Source organism: Bacillus sp. HU-1818 (assembly GCF_022695965.1).
Taxonomy (GTDB): Bacteria; Bacillota; Bacilli; order Bacillales; family Bacillaceae; genus Bacillus; species Bacillus atrophaeus.
On sequence record NZ_JAAPBE010000001.1, the window covers coordinates 475853 to 493770 of the forward strand.

Here is a 17918-nt window from a genome sequence, read left to right on the forward strand (position 1 = left end):
TATATTCAGATAATTAAGCGGCAAAAAAAACCGTTCATAGCGATCGAACGGCCTTACAGCTGATTTATTTTATGTGCAGCACTCTTTTTTCAAATCGGGAAATGTCGGTGATCGAACCAATCACAATTAAAATATCTTCTTTTTGTATCACTTCTGTTGCCAGCGGTGACACAATAACCTCTTTCCCGCGTTTAATGGCTACGATGTTTACCCCGTATTTGGCACGGATGTCTAAATCAAGCAAGGTATTTCCGGCCAGGCGGCTGTTTGCCACAATCTCAACGAGACTGTGCTCATCTGAAAGTTCTAAATAATCAAGAACATTATTTGAAACAATGTTATGGGCGATTCTTTTCGCCATGTCACGTTCAGGATGCACGATATGATCGGCGCCGATTTTAGAAAGTACTTTCTCATGATAATCGTTTTGCGCTTTCACCGTGATTGTGTTGACACCCAATTCTTTTAATATCAGAGTCGTCAAAATACTCGCTTGAATATTTTCACCAATGGCTACAATAACATGATCAAAATTGCGCATGCCTAAATTTTTCAAAACAGATTCGTCCGTCGAATCTCCGATTACGGCGTGAGAAGCGATTTTGGCATATTCATTCACCTTGTCCTCATCAATATCCATTGCCATAACCTCAAGGCCCTCTTCACTTAATGCTTTGCAAATGCTGCCTCCAAAGCGGCCAAGTCCAATGACTGCAAATTCTTTTTTCATAATGAAGCTCCTTTAGTTAACATATCATGATGAAAATTTTATCATATTTTTAACGAACATGCTGTATAGGCAGGGATTCTATGTGCCGCTTCAGCTTTTCAGCATAATCAGCTGACAAATACTGCTGCGCGCCCCGTTCAATTTCTCTGCTATAGTGCTCAGGCGGCGCGATTTCCGTTTTTTTATCCAGCACAAGAAATGTTAAACAGTCTGTGTACAAATGTCCGTCTGCCTCGACATCTACAAAAGCCGGACGATAAGTGCGCGAATCAACACCTTCTCTTTTATACAAATAAGAAACGGCTTCAAAAGGAAGGCGGTATAACACACCTTCTGCCGAGCCTCCGTCCTCTACAAGATCCGCCCTTGAACCATCTTCTCTTCTTAACGTAAATCGGGTTGAATATCCCGGAAGACTGGCTCCGCCTACCGGATGATTAAAATAATGATCGACCCGTGCCGTTTTAAAGCGTGCGTTGTCCATACATGAGCCGTAAGCAAAATAATACACTGGCTTTTGTTTGCGGCTGATCATCTGATATTCTTTCCAATCACCGCTTTTAATTTCGGTGTAAGAGGCGCATTCTTCTTCCTTAATGAAATAGGCATATGCTGTTTTCTTTCCGGTGTCAGTCTCAACGGTAACCCGCCGTTTATGATATCCTTCTTTCAGAAAGTCCAGTTTATGTATGACAGATTCATCCGCTTCATATACTTCTCCGCAAATATATGTATGTTCTGAAAACGCCGCAACCGGGCGCCCTTGTCCTGTATCGTACATCTTTCCCTTTATTCTTACCTGCTGATTAACGCATGTTGACTGTGATAAGACACCGTGACAGGTCTCATGCTTCCTTAATGTGCCGTATACAAACAGAAGTGAATTCATCCTGATCTCCCCTCTCACTTGTCTGACTCTAAAGGCAAAATAACATAAAACGTGCTTCCTTTTCCAGATTCGCTTTCAATTTTCAATTCACCTTTATGTTCTTTTAAAATTCTTAAACAAATCGGCAGGCCGAGCCCCGTACCCTTTTCCTTTGTAGAGAAAAAAGGCTCACCGATTTGTTTCATATTTTCTTTTGTCATGCCGCTTCCTTGATCTTTGATGCTGATGATTGTGTAAGACCCTTTTTTCTCAGAAGAAATGTTAATAACGCCGCCGGCAGGCATCGCTTCAATTCCGTTTTTGATAATATTAATAAACACTTGTTTCAGCTGATTTTCGTCTCCGTTAATTTTGCAGCTTTCCGTCAGATTAAAATTTTTCTCAATCACAATATTGGACAGTACCGCGTTTGTATCAAGCAATGTTGTCACTTGTTTCAAAATGCCGTTGATTTTATGAGGCTTAAAGGTAACCGTCTGCGGCTTTGCGAGAAGCAGCAGTTCACCGAGCACTAAATCAATCCTTTTAATCTCAGAAAATATAATGTCAAAATAATCTGTTCTGTCAGGATATTGCGTCTTCATGAGCTGAAGGAACCCGCTTACTGATGTTAAAGGGTTTCTCACCTCGTGGGCGATACCGGCTGCAAGTTCTCCTGCGATTGCCAGCTTTTGCGACTGCATCGCGAGCCGCTCATTTGTTTCGAACAATTTTTCTTCGGCGTTTTTCCGCTCTGTGATATCAGACAAAGTCCCCAAGCTTCCTGTGAACCGGTGATACTTGTCATAGTAAAGCTTATAATGTACTTCGCCCCAAAATTCCACGCCGGCTTTTGTGACATACTTTGCGTTAAACGTGCCCGAGGAAGCCTTTATTCTGATTTGGTTGCTGATATAGTCGACTACGTGTTTTTCTTTAATAAAGTAGTCATTATACATGGTTCCCATACATTCTTTGATCGAATAGCCTGTAATGATCACCCATGCTTGATTTAAATATGTAATTTCACCTTTTGCATTTGTTTGAAATACGATTTCTTGCAAATTATCCATGATGCGGTTCTTTTCATTAGAAAGATATTTGTACTTGCGTTCACTTTCTTGGACTTTTTCAATAAGCTGTTGTTTTTGATCGAAATAATACGCCATCATCCAGACACTGAAAATGACGACTGCTGAAAATAAAATATCAACAGGCCAGTTAATCGGATTTTTTTCGATATAATAGAATATATAATCCCAAAACAAAATAAAAATCATTGCCAGAGATGTGGAAATGATGCGTGCTTTGTATTTTTTCATACTCCCACCTGCCGCTTGTGTTTCTCTGTTTATTGTAACATTGTTTAGAAAACATTTGATTAAAATATGAAAAGTATCCCAATTATTTGGGGTTCCTTACCTGTTTTTCATCAAATAAAATCGCGCTTGCACGGCAAATAGACTAGCCATCAGACACCTGAACGCAAAAAAAGGCGGAGAATCGCCCCCCGCCTTTTTTACCACTTTTCACATTATGCTTTTAAAGCAGCTTGAATTTCGTCAAGCAGCTGCTGTGCTCCTTCTGGACTTAAAATGATTTTTCCATTGCCGTATTCTTTATTTTCTGTCGTAATTTCCCCTGTCATTAAACACACGCCGTGCGGCTTATATTTTTTCAAGACGATTTTATCTCCGTCTACAAAGAACTCAATACTGTCTTTAATCGCAATATCTAACGCTCTTCTTAATTCTATCGGCATAACAATACGGCCAAGTTCATCTACTTTTCTTACAACACCAATTGATTTCATAGAAATCCCCTACTTCCTTTAAATGTTTCTTTAGTCATCTAAGTTCAAGGCTAGACCTTAATACAACCTAGACGAATGAAACTTTAAAAAAGTTTCCTTTTTTCCACAGAAACAAGAGATATTTTTGACATTATAACGAAATGTTTATTACGTCAAATACATAATTCGTTGTTTTTTTACAAAAACATTTCATTCCCGACACCCACCCCCAAAAATCCCACAGTTTTTAAGAAACTTTAAATGTAAAATCATTTTAAATCAGGATAGAGATTGGGTGAAAAAATGTTTCAATCAACCGAAATTGGAATCGACTTAGGAACAGCTAATATACTTGTTTACAGTAAAAATAAAGGCATCATCTTAAATGAACCTTCTGTTGTCGCAGTAGACACGACTACAAAAGCAGTACTTGCGATCGGAACCGATGCAAAAAACATGATCGGGAAAACACCCGGAAAAATTGTCGCAGTCAGACCTATGAAAGACGGCGTCATCGCAGACTATGATATGACAACTGATTTGTTAAAACACATCATGAAGAAAGCCGGTAAAAGCATCGGCATGACGTTTAGAAAGCCAAACGTGGTCGTATGCACCCCATCAGGCTCAACGGCAGTAGAAAGACGCGCGATCAGTGACGCGGTTAAAAATTGCGGCGCCAAAAACGTCCATTTAATTGAAGAACCGGTTGCTGCTGCAATCGGTGCGGATCTGCCGGTCGATGAGCCTGTGGCCAATGTAGTGGTAGACATCGGCGGCGGAACAACTGAAGTCGCCATTATTTCATTTGGCGGTGTTGTATCTTGCCATTCCATCCGTATCGGCGGCGACCAGCTTGATGAAGATATCATCTCCTTCGTCAGAAAGAAATATAATTTGCTGATTGGCGAACGGACTGCTGAGCAAGTCAAAATGGAAATCGGCTACGCGCTTATTGAACATGCGCCTGAAACACTTGAAATTCGCGGCCGCGATCTTGTAACAGGGCTGCCTAAAACAATTATGCTTCAGTCAAATGAAATTCAAGGTGCAATGCGCGAATCTCTCCTTCATATTCTCGAAGCCATCAGAGCCACCCTTGAGGACTGTCCGCCTGAACTGAGCGGGGACATTGTAGACCGCGGCGTGATTTTAACAGGCGGAGGCGCGCTGTTAAACGGCATTAAAGAGTGGCTGTCCAGTGAAATTGTCGTTCCCGTGCATCTTGCGCCTAATCCGCTTGAATCTGTTGCAATCGGAACCGGACGTTCTTTAGAAGTGATTGATAAACTTCAAAAAGCCGTTAAATAAGCTTTTTACAAACTCAGAGGCAAATTTAATAAATCTTTTGCTTCTCTTTCCCTTGTTTCGTTCATATGGTGAGGAATGGAGAAACCATAAGGAGGAAACAAATGATCAGAGATTTGGGAAGACGAGTAGCTATAGCGATTATTTTGAGCGGAATTATTCTTGGGGGAATGAGTATCTCGTTGGCGAATATGCCTCCTTCACCCGCAGGAGAAACTGTAAAACTGAATCATCCGTAAGAGGCGCAGCGCTTGCTGTGCCTTTTTTCAATCACACTCCTTTCTTTTCTTTTCAAGAGAATATTTGATATGATGAGAAAAAGGATTAGGAGGAATGAACCATGGATTCTTTTTCAAAGAAATTAAGCACATACGCCCTGCTGGCGGTTGAAGTCGGCGTTAATGTCCAAAAGGGGCAGCATGTTGTCGTAAATGCATCTACAGAGGTGCGGGATTTTGTCCGGCTAATTGTAAAACACGCTTATGAAAAAGGCGCAAAACATGTGACAGTGAACTGGCAGGACGATGAAGTATCAAGATTAAAATATGAATTGGCGCCGCCTGAAGCCTTTGACGAGTATCCGGAGTGGGAAGCGAAAGGCAAAGAAGCGCTTGCTGAGAAAGGTGCTGCCTTTATTTCAGTCGTATCATCAAGCCCAGATTTATTAAAAGGGATCGAATCAAAACGAATTGCGGCTTTCCAAAAAGCAGCCGGTAAAGCATTACATACATACAGACAATATATTCAATCAGACAAGGTCAGCTGGACAGTCATCGGCGCAGCATCGGCTGGCTGGGCATCAAAGGTATTCCCCGGTCATTCAGAAGAAGAAGCGATTCAGCTACTGTGGGAAGAGATTTTTAATACAACACGGGTAAATGAAGAAAATCCGGTTCAAGCATGGAAAGAGCATGATCAGACTCTTCATGAGAAGGTCGATCATCTTAATGCGAAACACTACAGCGCTTTGCATTATCAGGCAGAAGGAACAGACCTGACGATTGAACTTCCGAAGAAACATGTGTGGGCGGGAGCAGGAAGCATTAATGAGAATGGAAATGAATTTATGGCAAACATGCCGACCGAAGAAGTGTTCACTCTGCCTCAAAAAGACGGTGTAAACGGAACCGTATCGAGCACCAAGCCTTTAAGTTATGGCGGAAATATTATCGATAACTTTACATTAACCTTTAAAAACGGCCGTATTGTAGATATTAAGGCGGAAAAAGGAGAAGACATTCTAAAAGAATTAGTTGAAACGGATGAAGGCTCCCATTATCTTGGCGAAGTGGCGCTTGTGCCTTATGATTCACCGATTTCAAAGTCGGATATTCTTTTTTATAACACCTTATTCGATGAAAACGCGTCAAACCATTTGGCGATCGGCAGTGCTTATGCCTTTAATATTGAAGGCGGAAAACAAATGTCTCGTGAGGAACTCGTAAAAGAAGGCCTGAATGAAAGCATTACACATGTGGATTTTATGATAGGGTCTAAAGATATGAGTATTGACGGCATTACGGCAGACGGAAAAAGAGAACCTGTTTTCAGAAATGGGAATTGGGCATTTTAAACAAAAAAGGAGGCTGACCGCCTCTTTTTTTATTTCGTTTCCGCCTCATAGATTTGTAAATTCGCATAGACGGTTTCCAAAACGGGCGCTTTCAAAGATAAATCCCTTGCTTTTTCCAGCAAAAATCCGTGCAGATGGTCTCCTTCTGTTGTTTGTCCCTTTTCCATGTCCCGCAGCATAGAGGATTTCATTTGATAAGACATTTTTGTCATCGTGCGGTAGCTCTCTTCCTCTAGATCAGGATCAGCCGGAACCCCCTCCGCACGCAAAATTGCACCAATTTCTCCGATAAGGGTTTTCGCAGTATTTCGGCCGCTGTCTGTTTCCAAAATGGGTCCGAGCGGCTTTTGAAATAAAGAAGTGATCCCCGCCTGAGCTGCAATAAACAAATACTTCTTCCATATGTCCTTCTCTATATTTCTGCTTATCATGACCTCAGCGTTAACGTTGGCAAAAACCTTCTCAAGCTCTTTCATTCTCTCAGTCTGTTCGCCATTCCATTCGCCGAACACAAAACGGTGGGAAGCGCTTGTATGAATTACTTCACCCTCCTCATTTAATGCACTTTCGATAAAGCAAAGACCTCCAAGCACCCGGCTTTTCGCAAATGCCGCAAACAGCTGCTCGTAGTGCTGATAGCCGTTTAAAAAAGGGATAATGACCGACTCAGCGTGGATAAAGGGTTTGACATCCTCTATCACACGCTGTAAAGAATAGGCCTTAGAGGCGATAATGACAACGTCGAAAGATCCGTTTTCCCCTGCCTGAATTAAGGAAGGCTGAAACGAAATATCACCTTTTTCGCTTTTAATAACAAGTCCTGTTTTCGTTAACTTCGCGGCTCTTTGCTGGCGGACGAGAAACGTAACGTCATTCCCCTGCTCCGCCAGCCTTCCGCCGATATATCCGCCTACTCCGCCTGCTCCTGCCACTAAAATTTTCATTGGTAACAATCCTTTCTCTATATGTATTTATTTCATTATAGTGAACTCTCTGAGTCTCGATAAGTCCTTTCTTGTCTTTCATATAAAAGTTTACAGTAAAAACAGACAATAATGAATTTTCCTTTAATAAAATGTCCCATTTTTCATTACAACGGCCTCAGCGCCCCTGAACACTTTAAGTGAAAAAGAAAAAAAGCAGAGTTTCCTCTGCTTTTTTGGTTAGGCGTATAATTCTGAGAGTTTTTGCTGTACGTCTTTGCTCTCTAAGAATTCGTCATAACTCATTTGTTTGTCAACAATGCCCTTAGGTGTTACTTCAATAATACGGTTGGCAATGGTTTGAACAAACTGATGGTCATGTGATGTGAACAGCATGGCTCCTTTAAAGCTGATTAAGCCGTTATTCAGAGCCGTGATGGATTCTAGATCTAAGTGGTTCGTCGGCTCATCGAGTATTAAAATATTAGCGCCTGAAAGCATTGCTTTCGAGAGCATACAGCGGACTTTTTCTCCACCTGATAATACATTTGATTTTTTAAGCACTTCTTCACCCGAGAATAGCATCCGGCCCAGGAAGCCGCGCAGGAAGCTTTCACTTTGATCATGAGGCGAATATTGGCGAAGCCAGTCAACAAGGTTCACATCGCTGCCGTCAAAATATTCGCTGTTGTCTTTAGGGAAGTATGCCTGAGACGTTGTGACACCCCATTTGTATGTGCCGCTGTCTGCTTCCATTTCCCCGGAAATGATTTTAAATAACGTAGTAACAGCTAATTCATTGCGTCCGGTAAACGCAATTTTATCCTCTTTATTCATAATAAAGCTGACATTGTCAAGTACCTTTACTCCGTCAATTGTTTTTGTCAGACCTTCCACCCGGAGAACATCATTTCCGATTTCTCGTTCCGGCGTGAAGTTGACATAAGGATAACGGCGTGAAGACGGTTTAATATCATCAAGAGAAATTTTATCAAGAAGTTTCTTTCTTGAAGTAGCCTGCTTTGATTTAGACGCATTTGCGCTGAATCTGGCCACAAACTCTTGCAGCTGTTTAATTTGCTCTTCTTTTTTCTTATTCGCTTCTTGTGAAAGCTTTAAAGCAAGCTGGCTTGATTCATACCAGAAATCATAGTTGCCGACATAGATTTGAATTTTGTTAAAATCGAGATCAGCAATATGGGTACATACTTTATTTAAGAAGTGACGGTCATGTGATACCACAATAACGGTATTCTCAAAATTAATCAGAAATTCTTCTAGCCATTGGATAGCTTGAAGGTCCAAGTGGTTTGTCGGCTCATCCAGCAGCAATACATCAGGTTTCCCGAATAATGCCTGAGCCAATAGAACTTTCACTTTCTCTGATCCGCCCAAGTCTTCCATTTTCTTAGAGTGCAAATCCTCTGAAATACCAAGCCCTTTCAGAAGAATTGCAGCTTCACTTTCAGCTTCCCAGCCGTTTAACTCCGCAAACTCGCCTTCAAGTTCAGCGGCGCGAATGCCGTCTTCATCAGAGAAATCAGGCTTCATGTAAATCGCATCTTTCTCCTGCATCACTTCGTACAGACGTTTGTGGCCCATAATAACGACTTTTAATACTTCATGCTCTTCATATTCAAAGTGGTTTTGCTTTAAGATGGCAAGGCGTTCGCCCGGACTCATATGGACATCGCCCGACTGAGGTTCAAGCTCTCCGGATAAAATCTTAAGAAACGTTGATTTACCCGCACCATTCGCACCGATTAATCCGTAGCAGTTGCCCGGCGTAAACTTAATATTTACATCTTCAAATAACTTACGATCCGCAAACCGTAAGCTCACATTATTTACAGCAATCATTTATAATCCTCCATCGTATCTATCATCAATAAAAGTATACCATGAATAAGAAGGAAGAGAAATGCCTCCTGCTAAATGGAGGCCGAAAACACTTACACAACAAGGGATGCAGCTATGTTACAATAGAAGAAAAGAAGTGGGTCAATGACCATAGTAACGGAGGATTACGTTGAGGCTCTTAACACTTACAGAATATTGTTTACTTATCTTTTTTACAGGCGTATATCTGGCCGTAACAGGGTTTACCGCCAAAGATATCGGCTTATACATCGGTATTGCTTTTATATACACATTTTCGCACATATTTGCGAAGCGCTTTTGGCAAAAACGCGGGAAAGAACAAAAACAAATTCACCTTTTCTTCAGTGTGTTAGCCATTATAGGCTCCGTGTTTGTAACCGTATTGTTTATCGCAATAGCTGCCTCTTTTTCAATGTAAAAAAACGCCTGCTGACTCCGAAGTGAGTACAGCATGGCGTTTTTTATTTTGTTTGGCGCATTTCGTTAAATGGGAAGAAGACAAACTTAGAAGTGCCGACAATCCGATCTTCGGCAATAAGCCCGAGTCCATTCCTGCTGTCCATCGAATTCAGGCGATTATCACCCATTACAAAGTACTTCCCTTTCGGAACCTTGACAGGTCCAAAATCCCCGGTAAGATTAACACCCAGCTTTTTCGCATCTTTTTTATTATTAGACAGATATGACTCCTCTATCTTTTTCCCGTTTATATAAAGCGTGTCATCCTTCATCTCTACGGTTTCTCCTGGCTTACCGATCAACCGTTTCACATAATGCACTTTTGATGAATCGCCGTTAATAATGACGATATCTCCCCGATTCAGCTCTCCGACATAGTTGACGGTTTTATTTACAAACAAACGTTCCCCGTCATGCAAGGTTGGATACATGGATGAACCTTCCACTAAATACGGTTCAAACAAAAAGTGGCGGATTAAGAGTGCCAAAACCACGGCAATGACAATCGCTTTTGCCCATTCCCAATACGTATTGGATTTTTTTTTCACCGGTTTTTCAGTTTTAGGATTTTTCTCTTCGGTCAAAATGGTTCCTCCTAGACGATCACTATTTCAGTTGATTCTCATTATCTTTACTTTATCACAATTCATCATAAAATACATAACCTAACCATGCTGCCAAATAGGCTGATGAAGAAAAAGCGTCCCCTAAAGGACGCTTTTTTCATCTTATTGTTCTGTAACAGGTTTTTTAAATATCCCGAGAAGAACGGCCGTTATGACAGCACCGATCACAATACTCAATAAGTAAAGCAACGGATGGTTAGTAATAAAGGCTACGAAAACTCCTCCGTGAGGTGCAGGCAATGTCACCCGGAAAAATTCTGTCAAACCGCCCGCTACGGCTGCGCCGATAACGGATGCAGGAATGACGCGAAGCGGATCAGCTGCAGCAAACGGGATCGCCCCTTCTGTTACAAAAGCCGCTCCCATGAAATAACATGTAACCCCTGCTTCACGGTCACGTTTTGAGAATTTGCTTTTGAAAAACGTTGTCGCAAGTGCGATGCCAAGCGGCGGAACCATACCGCCTGCCATAATTGCCGCATGAGGCGCATAGTTTCCTGCGTCAATCATCGCAATTCCGAATGTGAAGGCAGCTTTATTCAGCGGGCCTCCCATATCAATTGCCATCATACCGCCTAAAATAATTCCCATAAGCACAAGGTTGCCCGTGCCGAGGCTTTCAAGCCAGTTTGTCAAGAACGACATAAAAGCAGCTACCGGTGTGTTGATGACAAAGCGCATAATAATACCGGTTAAGAAAATACCAAACAGCGGGTAAAGCAATACTGGTTTTAATCCGTCAAGTGACTGAGGAATACCGGCAAACACTTTTTTAAGCAGAACGACAATGTAACCAGCCAAGAACCCTGCGATCAGCCCGCCTAAAAATCCAGCGTCTGCCTGATATGCCATGAAACCGCCGACCATACCTGGGGCTAAACCCGGACGGTCTGCGATGCTCATTGCGATAAATCCGGCAAGAACAGCCACGATTAATGCTAACGCATTGTCGCCACCAATAAACTTAAGAGCAGCCGCGAATGCATTGTAAGTCGGATCATCTGGTTTGGATGAATTAATCCCCCAGAAGAACGAAATCGCAACGAGTATACCGCCGCCTACAACGAACGGAAGCATGTTGCTGACACCGCTCATTAAGTGTTTATAAAACGTGTTTCCTATGCCTCCTGATTTGCCTTTGGACTCAGCTTCTTCACTGCCGGCAGAAGAACCGCCGCCGCTGCCCTTATAGATAGGAGCATCCTGATTTACGGCTTTTTCGATCAGTTCTTGCGGACGTCTGATCCCTGCAGTTACAGGCACTTCAAGCACGTGTTTTCCTTTAAAGCGTTCCATTTCAACCTGCTTGTCAGCAGCAACTATAATGGCCGGCGCGTCTTCGATTTCTTGAGCCGTCAACGCATGCTTAATTCCGCTAGAACCGTTCGTTTCCACTTTGATATCAACGCCGAGCTCTTTTGCTTTTTCTTTGAGCGCATCCGCTGCCATAAATGTATGGGCAATTCCAGTCGGACAAGCTGTGACCGCTAAAATTTTCCCTTTTGATGATGGAGCTTGCGGCTCATTTTCTTCTTCCTCTTCATCGTCATCTTTATCATGTGCATTGATGATATCAATGATCGCATCTTCTGTTTCAGCCTCGAGCAGCTGTTTGCGGATTTCTTCCCTCATTAAAAGAGTAGAGAGTCTTGATAACGCTTCAAGGTGGGTGTTATTTGCGCCTTCAGTAGCCGCAATCATAAAGATCAGATGCGCAGGCTGTGCATCAAGTGACTCATAATCAACACCCTCTTTAGAACGTCCGAATGCGATAGCTGGATTTATGACGCTTGCTGTTTTCGCATGCGGGATGGCAATCCCTTCGCCGATTCCTGTAGAGCTTTGGCTTTCACGGTTTAAAATTGCTTCTTTATAAGCTGCTCTGTCATTCAGTCTTCCGGCTTGGTCAAGTACTGTAACCATTTCATCAATGACATTTTCTTTTTCTTTGCTTTCAATGTTCAGCTTTATCGTATGTTTCGTTAACAGCTCAGTTATTTTCACTTTCTTTCCTCCTCTATAGACGTGTGACCTGAACTTCCGGGAGAAGCTGCTGTACAAATTCTTCTGTTCCGAGTTCTTCAGAAAATGCGGTTGCGCTTCCGGAAGTAACCCCTAAACGAAATGCCTCTTCAAGCGGCAGCTGTTTCGATAGACCCGCAAGGAAACCTGCTACGACAGAATCGCCTGCTCCCACTGAGTTCACTAATTTCCCCTTCGGTACATTGGCAAAGAAAACAGCGTCCTTTGTAAATAAAAGCGCACCGTCTCCGGCCATTGATACGATCACATGTTCAGCACCTTGCTCAACAAGCTTCTTCCCGTAAGGAACAGCCTGTTCAACAGTTTCGATTGTTGTATTGAACATTTCGCCAAGCTCATGATGATTCGGCTTCATTAATAACGGTTTCATGTCAGCTGCTTTCGTGAGCGCTTCGCCTGAAATATCTAAAACAACGCGGGCGCCCTGCTGCTGGCATGCTTTTGCAATTTTTTCATACGTATCTTGCGGCAATGATGTCGGGATACTTCCCGCAAGGACGACGATATCTTCTTCTTCAAGCGCTGAGAACTGCTCTAAAAAGGTATTGAAATCTTCATTTGTTATAGACGGCCCTTGTCCATTAATTTCCGTTTCATCACCGGTTTTCAGCTTTACATTGATACGTGTATCTTCTTTGACCTCGGAAAATGCTGTTTCAAGTTTTTCCTGTTTTAAAAATGATTTGATATATTCACCGGTAAATCCGCCGACAAATCCGAGTGCTTTTGACGGAACATGATGTCTGTTAAGCAATCTTGATACGTTGATTCCCTTACCGCCTGGATATTTCGTATCATATTTAGAGCGGTTCAGCCCTCCGACGATAAAATCTTCAACGTGCACAATATAATCGACAGATGGATTAAGCGTTACAGTGTAAATCATGGTTTCACTACCTTTACGACAGTTTTTTCTTGGTAATTATCGAATGTGCATTCCTTAGCGTCAGTGGTAATGATTGTTGCGTCGCCTAAGCTGGCAAAAGCTGAAAATGAAATTTCTCCAAATTTCGAAGGATCTGCTAACACATAAGCGTTTTTCGCCTGTTTGACCGCTTTATGCTTTAAAAGAGATTCATCAGGGTCCGGAGTCGTATAACCGGCTTCTACATGAATGCCGTTGACTCCCAGAAAACTTTTATCGAATCTGTACTGCTCCATCGCAGTCAGGGCAGTGCCGCCGATCATTGCACCCGTCCTTTGCTTGACATAACCGCCAAGCAAATAAAAAGTAATCTCTTTCCTTATTAAAGCGTCAATGTGCATGATCCCATTTGTGACAACGACTATATCTTTACTTTTATCCATAAATTCAATCATGTGTAAAGTTGTAGTGCCTGCATCAAGATAAATGCAATCACCCTCTTCCAAAAGAGAAGCCGCTGTTTCAGCGATTTTCAATTTATCGTGAAGGTTTTTGGATGATTTTTCAAGCATGTCGGGTTCAAGCCGAATGTCGGAAAGCTTTGAAGCTCCGCCATGAACACGCTTTAAAAAGCCGCGTTCTTCGAGCGTTGATAAATCCCTTCTTATCGTTGATTCAGAAGCATTTGTCAGGTTTATCAGCTCTTGGATTTTAACCACATCGTACTTTTCGATCTGATCAATAATCAGTTGATGCCTTTCAGGAGTTAACATGCTTCACCTCCAATGAAAACGTATTCATTTTGGATACAATCTAATTGTATTCGCTTTTTTTACGTTAGGCAACTAAAATCATTCAAATTCATTCAATAACTATCAAAATCTTTCACATTTGTTCATATTAACGTATACAAGTATGGTTTGTAAACTGTAAATTCGACAAAAAGAAGGACGATTGTATGACAATTTTCTTCTTATCATAAATAAAAAAATCTATTATATTCATTTGATAGTAAAAAACGCATACATAAAAAAAACCCCATGCTTTGCATGAGGTTATTCGTAACGTAAAGATTCAATCGGATCTAAGCGCGCGGCTTTATTTGCAGGGAGCATTCCGAAGATGACGCCGATGACCATACTGAATAATACACCGCCTAAGACGACCTCCCATGATACAAGGGACGGCCAGCCTGCAAACATAGAGACAAGCGAGGCTCCTCCATAGCCGATTCCGATTCCAATCAGTCCTCCGATCAGAGTTAAAACGACCGATTCTATTAAGAATTGAGTTAAAATTTGCCCCCTTGTCGCTCCCAGTGATTTTCTGATTCCGATTTCCCGTGTCCTTTCTGTAACTGACACAAGCATAATGTTCATCACACCGATTCCTCCGACCAAAAGAGAAATACCTGCGATTGAGCCGATAATCGTCGTCATGATTGTCGTCACTTTACCGATGCCCGCCGCAAGCTCTTCCATATTCATTACCTGGTAAGAATCTTCCGTCCCGTGATGATCATTCATTAGCTGAACCGCCTCTTTACCGACTTCTTTAATCATGTCGGCTGATTCGACTTGCAGAGACACATTGCTGTAATCGCTTGTGCCAAAAGAGGTTTTCATCATCGTAAAGGGCACGTACATTTCACTGAGCCCGTAAGCCAGCAAACCTGTTTGTTTTTTGAGCACCCCGATAATTTCAACTGGCTGCCCATTAATCCAGACGACTTGACCGAGCGGAGTTTTTTTATGAAATAATTCTTCCGACATTTTTTGAGAAATCACACCCGCTCTTTTTCCGGAAAGAAAGTCATTATCCGTAAAGCTTCTGCCCTCTTCAATGTCTAATGAATTTACATTCATATATCCGTCATTAATGCCGTTGATTGACGTATCAGTTTCTTCCTCCCGATAACGGGCAGTCATATTACCGGCATAGGAAGCGACGACTTGTTTTACGCCTTTGATATCTTTCAATCCTTTAATATCGTCTTCTGTAAAACTTGCTTCCTGCATGGCATTAGGGTTACTCGCAAGCTCTTCATCACTTGGCAAATAATATAATTCTACCGTGTTTCCGGGCCCGCTGATGGATTGCTTCAGCATTTGTTCTCCGCCCTGCCCGACAGCGACTACGACAATAACCGAACCAACGCCGATAATGATACCGAGCATTGTCAAGATGGAGCGCATTTTATGCGCCAGCACGGAACTGAGAGCCATGCGCAAATTTTCTAACAGGCTCATTCTCCCACTCTCCTTTGTTCTTGGAGAGGGACAATTTCACCGTCACGCACGGTAATCACCCGATTTGTGTAGTCAGCAATTTCCGATTCGTGGGTGACGAGCACAATTGTCGTACCTTCCGCATTTAACTCCGTAAATTGTTCCATAATAGCGGCACTTGTTTTTGTATCAAGCGCACCTGTCGGCTCATCCGCTAAAATTAATTTAGGATTATTTACAATGGCTCTCGCAATGGCTACCCTTTGCTTTTGCCCGCCGGACAGTTCATTTGGCATATGAAGCATTCTGTCCTTTAATCCGACTTTTTCCAGCGCCTTTTCAGCCCTTTCTTGCCGTTCTTTCTTATTAAAACCTGAATAGATCATTGGAAGCTCGACATTTTTTTTGGCGTTCAGACGGGGGAGCAGCTGAAACTGCTGAAATACAAAGCCGATGGATTTGTTGCGGACAGCGGCCAGCTCTTTATCTTTATAGGAAGAAACATCCTCTCCGTCCAGCCTGTAAATGCCTGATGTCGGCCGGTCCAGACAGCCGATAATATTCATGATCGTTGATTTGCCCGAACCGGACGGCCCCATAATAGAGACATACTCTCCTCTTTCAATCAAAAGATCAATCGAATGAAGAACATCAAAAGTCTCCTTGCCGATCTGATAGCTTTTTTTCACTTTAGAAAGCTGAATCATTAAGCCTTCACATCCGTTCCGTCGGCAACATCGTCAGAAGGATTTAAAATGACTTGATCATCTTTTGAAACGCCTTCTTTAATTTCCACCAAATCATCTGTTGTTTCACCGACTTTTACTTCCGTCCGCTGGGCTTTGCCGTCTTTTACTACGTATACATAGTACGTATCATCTTCCTTTTTCACAGCTTTTGAAGAAAGGGTATTCGCTTTACGCTTATTTGTTTCGATGTTCATAATAAATTTGAAGCCGGGCTTGCCTTCCGGAAGGCTGCCTTTTATTTTGACTTGAAGCGGATACTGAACCGCCTGCTCCGTACCTGATGCTGCGGCGTTTTCTTGCTGGTCAGGGACAAGGCCGACCGCGGATACCGTGCCTTTCCATGACTTATCCTGAATGACATCTGATGTCAAGGTCACTTTTTGGCCTTTTTTTACCTTTAGCGTATCGTATTCAGACAGCGTACCAGAAACGATGAGGTCTTTAGGATTTCCAATATGTATCACCGGTTCTTGAATGTCGGACTTTTTCGAGGCCGCCTCTTGGTTGACTGAAATGACGGTTCCCTCCATTTCACTTTTCACCTCAAGGTCTGCCACTTGGTTTGCCAGCGATTGCTTTTGCAGCTCAGATTGCTTTAATTCAATTTGGGCGCTCTTTTCTTGCATCTCAAGCTCAGTGCGTTCTGACTCTATTTGTTTTTTCGCTTCCTTTTCTCCCAGCTGCTTTGTCAACTCTTTTTCTTTACTATTTAATGCATTCTTCTTTTCATTTATTTGATTAATTTGCAGCTGATTGGACTCGGCGGTTAATGCGTTTTGCTCCTTTTCCAGGTTCAGTTGTTCATTCTCATAGCTGATCAAAGCCGTTCCCTTTTCGACCTTGTCCCCTTCTTTTACCTTAATGTCTGTAAGAGTCCCTTTGTCAGCTTCATAAAATACATATTGTTCATTAGAAAACTTCAAAGTGCCGGGGACCATAACAGTTGTACCTATTTCCTTCTCTTCCATTTTCCCGGTTTTTATACTCTCCGCAGTGCTGCCGCCCGTTTGAGCGGCAGATTTATATATGTTGATTCCGATAAACAGTGCGACAATGGCTGCGATTCCGATTCCGATCCAAAGTTTTTTCAATGATCATACACCTGCCTGTGAATTGAAAAAGCCTGTAATAAATGAATATAGCAGCATAAGAGCAAACAAGACAATGACAGAAATCCATGCCGATTTCTTAGAGATTCCGCCTGTTTTTTGCAGACCGATAGCCAATAAAACATATCCCCAAATGCTGAAAATTTCAAATGCGCTTAAAGCACTTGTTAACGGCTGATCAGAAGTAATTAAACTCGCCAAGGATGTGACGCTATAAAAGGAATTTGCATCAGTAAAGTACAGAACGATTCCATTAATAAGCAAGCCTAAGCTGGTAATAAAAGAAATAAAAAGTGTGAGAGATAACATTTTTTTATATGTTGTAGTTCCCCCGGATATTTTTACACAAAGCCAATAAATAAGCGGCGCAATAAACAGCGTGGCAACGCCTGCAAAAATACCGCCAATGATTCCTCCTATGGCAGCAAATGATTGAGCCATTTCTAATTCCTCGCCTGTCAAACCAGATTTTCTCATCAAATCCCCATAGTCCATGCCTAATCCCTGCAACACAGTTCCAACGATAATCATTGCAAGAACGATAATTAACGGCATTCCAATAACAGGCTTTACTCTCATTCTCTCAAACTGGACACCCGGGCTTGTAATCACTCCGAAAAGTGACGGTTTTTCGGTTTGAGCCTCGTGGCCTTTTTCTAGATTGGTCTCCATTTTATAAAACCTCCTATGTATTGTTCTGAATGTAAATACGAAAATTCAGAAAAAAAGTTTCATTTTTTCGTAAACATCCATATTTATACTAA

At 42.1% G+C, this 17918-nt stretch carries 18 protein-coding genes; 4 read left to right on the top strand and 14 right to left on the bottom strand.

Annotated features, from left to right (window positions below; genetic code table 11):
* Positions 1–64: 64 nt before the first annotated feature.
* The 4 genes from ktrC to abhA all read right to left on the bottom strand — a co-directional run bounded on the left by ktrC (position 65) and on the right by abhA (position 3411).
* Positions 65–730 carry a Ktr system potassium transporter KtrC gene (gene ktrC, locus GXP75_RS02135; protein WP_061571456.1) on the bottom strand — a complete coding sequence of 222 codons (666 nt, stop codon included), beginning with the start codon at positions 728–730 and terminating at the stop codon, positions 65–67.
* Positions 731–779: 49 nt separating this feature from the next.
* Positions 780–1619 (bottom strand): gamma-glutamylcyclotransferase family protein, encoded by an 840-nt coding sequence (locus tag GXP75_RS02140; RefSeq protein ID WP_242556038.1) that lies wholly within the window; start codon positions 1617–1619, stop codon positions 780–782.
* A 14-nt stretch (positions 1620–1633) separates the two neighbouring features.
* The gene (locus tag GXP75_RS02145; protein WP_061571454.1) at positions 1634–2920 is read right to left on the bottom strand and encodes an ATP-binding protein; all 1287 of its coding nucleotides are present in this window, start codon (positions 2918–2920) and stop codon (positions 1634–1636) included.
* Positions 2921–3132: 212 nt separating this feature from the next.
* The gene (gene abhA, locus GXP75_RS02150) at positions 3133–3411 is read right to left on the bottom strand and encodes a transcriptional regulator AbhA (protein WP_003329146.1); all 279 of its coding nucleotides are present in this window, start codon (positions 3409–3411) and stop codon (positions 3133–3135) included.
* Positions 3412–3693: 282 nt separating this feature from the next.
* Here abhA and mreBH point away from each other — a divergent pair, with 282 nt between their 5' ends.
* The 3 genes from mreBH (at position 3694) to GXP75_RS02165 (ending at position 6271) form a co-directional block, all read left to right on the top strand.
* On the top strand, positions 3694–4701 hold the full coding sequence (mreBH, locus tag GXP75_RS02155) for a cell shape-determining protein MreBH (protein WP_035175453.1): 1008 nt from the start codon (positions 3694–3696) through the stop codon (positions 4699–4701).
* A 101-nt stretch (positions 4702–4802) separates the two neighbouring features.
* Positions 4803–4937: a protein YkpC gene (locus tag GXP75_RS02160; protein WP_010788482.1), complete on the top strand. Its 135-nt coding sequence runs from the start codon at positions 4803–4805 to the stop codon at positions 4935–4937.
* A gap of 101 nt (positions 4938–5038) precedes the next feature.
* Positions 5039–6271: an aminopeptidase gene (locus GXP75_RS02165; protein WP_010788481.1), complete on the top strand. Its 1233-nt coding sequence runs from the start codon at positions 5039–5041 to the stop codon at positions 6269–6271.
* A 29-nt stretch (positions 6272–6300) separates the two neighbouring features.
* Here GXP75_RS02165 and GXP75_RS02170 read toward each other — a convergent pair whose 3' ends face one another.
* Both GXP75_RS02170 and GXP75_RS02175 read right to left on the bottom strand, forming a co-directional pair.
* Entirely contained in the window at positions 6301–7215 is a 915-nt protein-coding gene (locus GXP75_RS02170) for a ketopantoate reductase family protein (protein ID WP_242556039.1), read from the bottom strand.
* A gap of 219 nt (positions 7216–7434) precedes the next feature.
* Positions 7435–9054: an ABC-F family ATP-binding cassette domain-containing protein gene (locus GXP75_RS02175; protein ID WP_061571451.1), complete on the bottom strand. Its 1620-nt coding sequence runs from the start codon at positions 9052–9054 to the stop codon at positions 7435–7437.
* Between the two features lie 169 nt (positions 9055–9223).
* Here GXP75_RS02175 and GXP75_RS02180 point away from each other — a divergent pair, with 169 nt between their 5' ends.
* A complete protein-coding gene (locus GXP75_RS02180) occupies positions 9224–9493 on the top strand; it encodes a hypothetical protein (RefSeq protein ID WP_061571450.1) in 270 nt (89 codons plus the stop codon).
* A 43-nt stretch (positions 9494–9536) separates the two neighbouring features.
* Here the strand turns inward: GXP75_RS02180 and sipT are convergent, their stop codons facing one another.
* The 8 genes from sipT to yknW all read right to left on the bottom strand — a co-directional run bounded on the left by sipT (position 9537) and on the right by yknW (position 17826).
* Positions 9537–10118, bottom strand: a complete 582-nt coding sequence (sipT, locus tag GXP75_RS02185) for a signal peptidase I sipT (protein ID WP_214914816.1) — start codon at positions 10116–10118, stop codon at positions 9537–9539.
* Positions 10119–10262: 144 nt separating this feature from the next.
* On the bottom strand, positions 10263–12164 hold the full coding sequence (locus GXP75_RS02190) for a PTS fructose transporter subunit IIABC (protein ID WP_214914818.1): 1902 nt from the start codon (positions 12162–12164) through the stop codon (positions 10263–10265).
* Positions 12165–12177: 13 nt separating this feature from the next.
* The gene (gene pfkB / locus GXP75_RS02195) at positions 12178–13089 is read right to left on the bottom strand and encodes a 1-phosphofructokinase (RefSeq protein ID WP_106044873.1); all 912 of its coding nucleotides are present in this window, start codon (positions 13087–13089) and stop codon (positions 12178–12180) included.
* Entirely contained in the window at positions 13086–13841 is a 756-nt protein-coding gene (locus GXP75_RS02200; protein WP_242556040.1) for a DeoR/GlpR family DNA-binding transcription regulator, read from the bottom strand. The genes pfkB and GXP75_RS02200 overlap by 4 nt, the downstream gene beginning before the upstream one ends.
* A 282-nt stretch (positions 13842–14123) precedes the next feature.
* Positions 14124–15317, bottom strand: coding sequence for an ABC transporter permease (locus GXP75_RS02205; protein WP_106044871.1), 1194 nt, complete (start codon positions 15315–15317; stop codon positions 14124–14126).
* On the bottom strand, positions 15314–16003 hold the full coding sequence (locus tag GXP75_RS02210) for an ABC transporter ATP-binding protein (protein ID WP_061571445.1): 690 nt from the start codon (positions 16001–16003) through the stop codon (positions 15314–15316). The genes GXP75_RS02205 and GXP75_RS02210 overlap by 4 nt, the downstream gene beginning before the upstream one ends.
* Positions 16003–17136, bottom strand: a complete 1134-nt coding sequence (locus tag GXP75_RS02215) for an efflux RND transporter periplasmic adaptor subunit (protein WP_242556041.1) — start codon at positions 17134–17136, stop codon at positions 16003–16005. The genes GXP75_RS02210 and GXP75_RS02215 overlap by 1 nt, the downstream gene beginning before the upstream one ends.
* 3 nt (positions 17137–17139) lie before the next feature.
* Entirely contained in the window at positions 17140–17826 is a 687-nt protein-coding gene (gene yknW / locus GXP75_RS02220) for a YknW family membrane protein (protein ID WP_214914828.1), read from the bottom strand.
* Positions 17827–17918 lie beyond the last annotated feature (92 nt).

What these genes read in the sequence shown, in the direction of transcription:
- ktrC (WP_061571456.1), bottom strand. Translation starts at nt 730, where the DNA reads ATGAAAAAAGAATTTGCAGTCATTGGACTTGGCCGCTTTGGAGGCAGC.
- GXP75_RS02140 (WP_242556038.1), bottom strand. Translation starts at nt 1,619, where the DNA reads ATGAATTCACTTCTGTTTGTATACGGCACATTAAGGAAGCATGAGACC.
- GXP75_RS02145 (WP_061571454.1), bottom strand. Translation starts at nt 2,920, where the DNA reads ATGAAAAAATACAAAGCACGCATCATTTCCACATCTCTGGCAATGATT.
- abhA (WP_003329146.1), bottom strand. Translation starts at nt 3,411, where the DNA reads ATGAAATCAATTGGTGTTGTAAGAAAAGTAGATGAACTTGGCCGTATT.
- mreBH (WP_035175453.1), top strand. Translation starts at nt 3,694, where the DNA reads ATGTTTCAATCAACCGAAATTGGAATCGACTTAGGAACAGCTAATATA.
- GXP75_RS02160 (WP_010788482.1), top strand. Translation starts at nt 4,803, where the DNA reads ATGATCAGAGATTTGGGAAGACGAGTAGCTATAGCGATTATTTTGAGC.
- GXP75_RS02165 (WP_010788481.1), top strand. Translation starts at nt 5,039, where the DNA reads ATGGATTCTTTTTCAAAGAAATTAAGCACATACGCCCTGCTGGCGGTT.
- GXP75_RS02170 (WP_242556039.1), bottom strand. Translation starts at nt 7,215, where the DNA reads ATGAAAATTTTAGTGGCAGGAGCAGGCGGAGTAGGCGGATATATCGGC.
- GXP75_RS02175 (WP_061571451.1), bottom strand. Translation starts at nt 9,054, where the DNA reads ATGATTGCTGTAAATAATGTGAGCTTACGGTTTGCGGATCGTAAGTTA.
- pfkB (WP_106044873.1), bottom strand. Translation starts at nt 13,089, where the DNA reads ATGATTTACACTGTAACGCTTAATCCATCTGTCGATTATATTGTGCAC.
- GXP75_RS02200 (WP_242556040.1), bottom strand. Translation starts at nt 13,841, where the DNA reads ATGTTAACTCCTGAAAGGCATCAACTGATTATTGATCAGATCGAAAAG.
- GXP75_RS02205 (WP_106044871.1), bottom strand. Translation starts at nt 15,317, where the DNA reads ATGAGCCTGTTAGAAAATTTGCGCATGGCTCTCAGTTCCGTGCTGGCG.
- GXP75_RS02210 (WP_061571445.1), bottom strand. Translation starts at nt 16,003, where the DNA reads ATGATTCAGCTTTCTAAAGTGAAAAAAAGCTATCAGATCGGCAAGGAG.
- yknW (WP_214914828.1), bottom strand. Translation starts at nt 17,826, where the DNA reads ATGGAGACCAATCTAGAAAAAGGCCACGAGGCTCAAACCGAAAAACCG.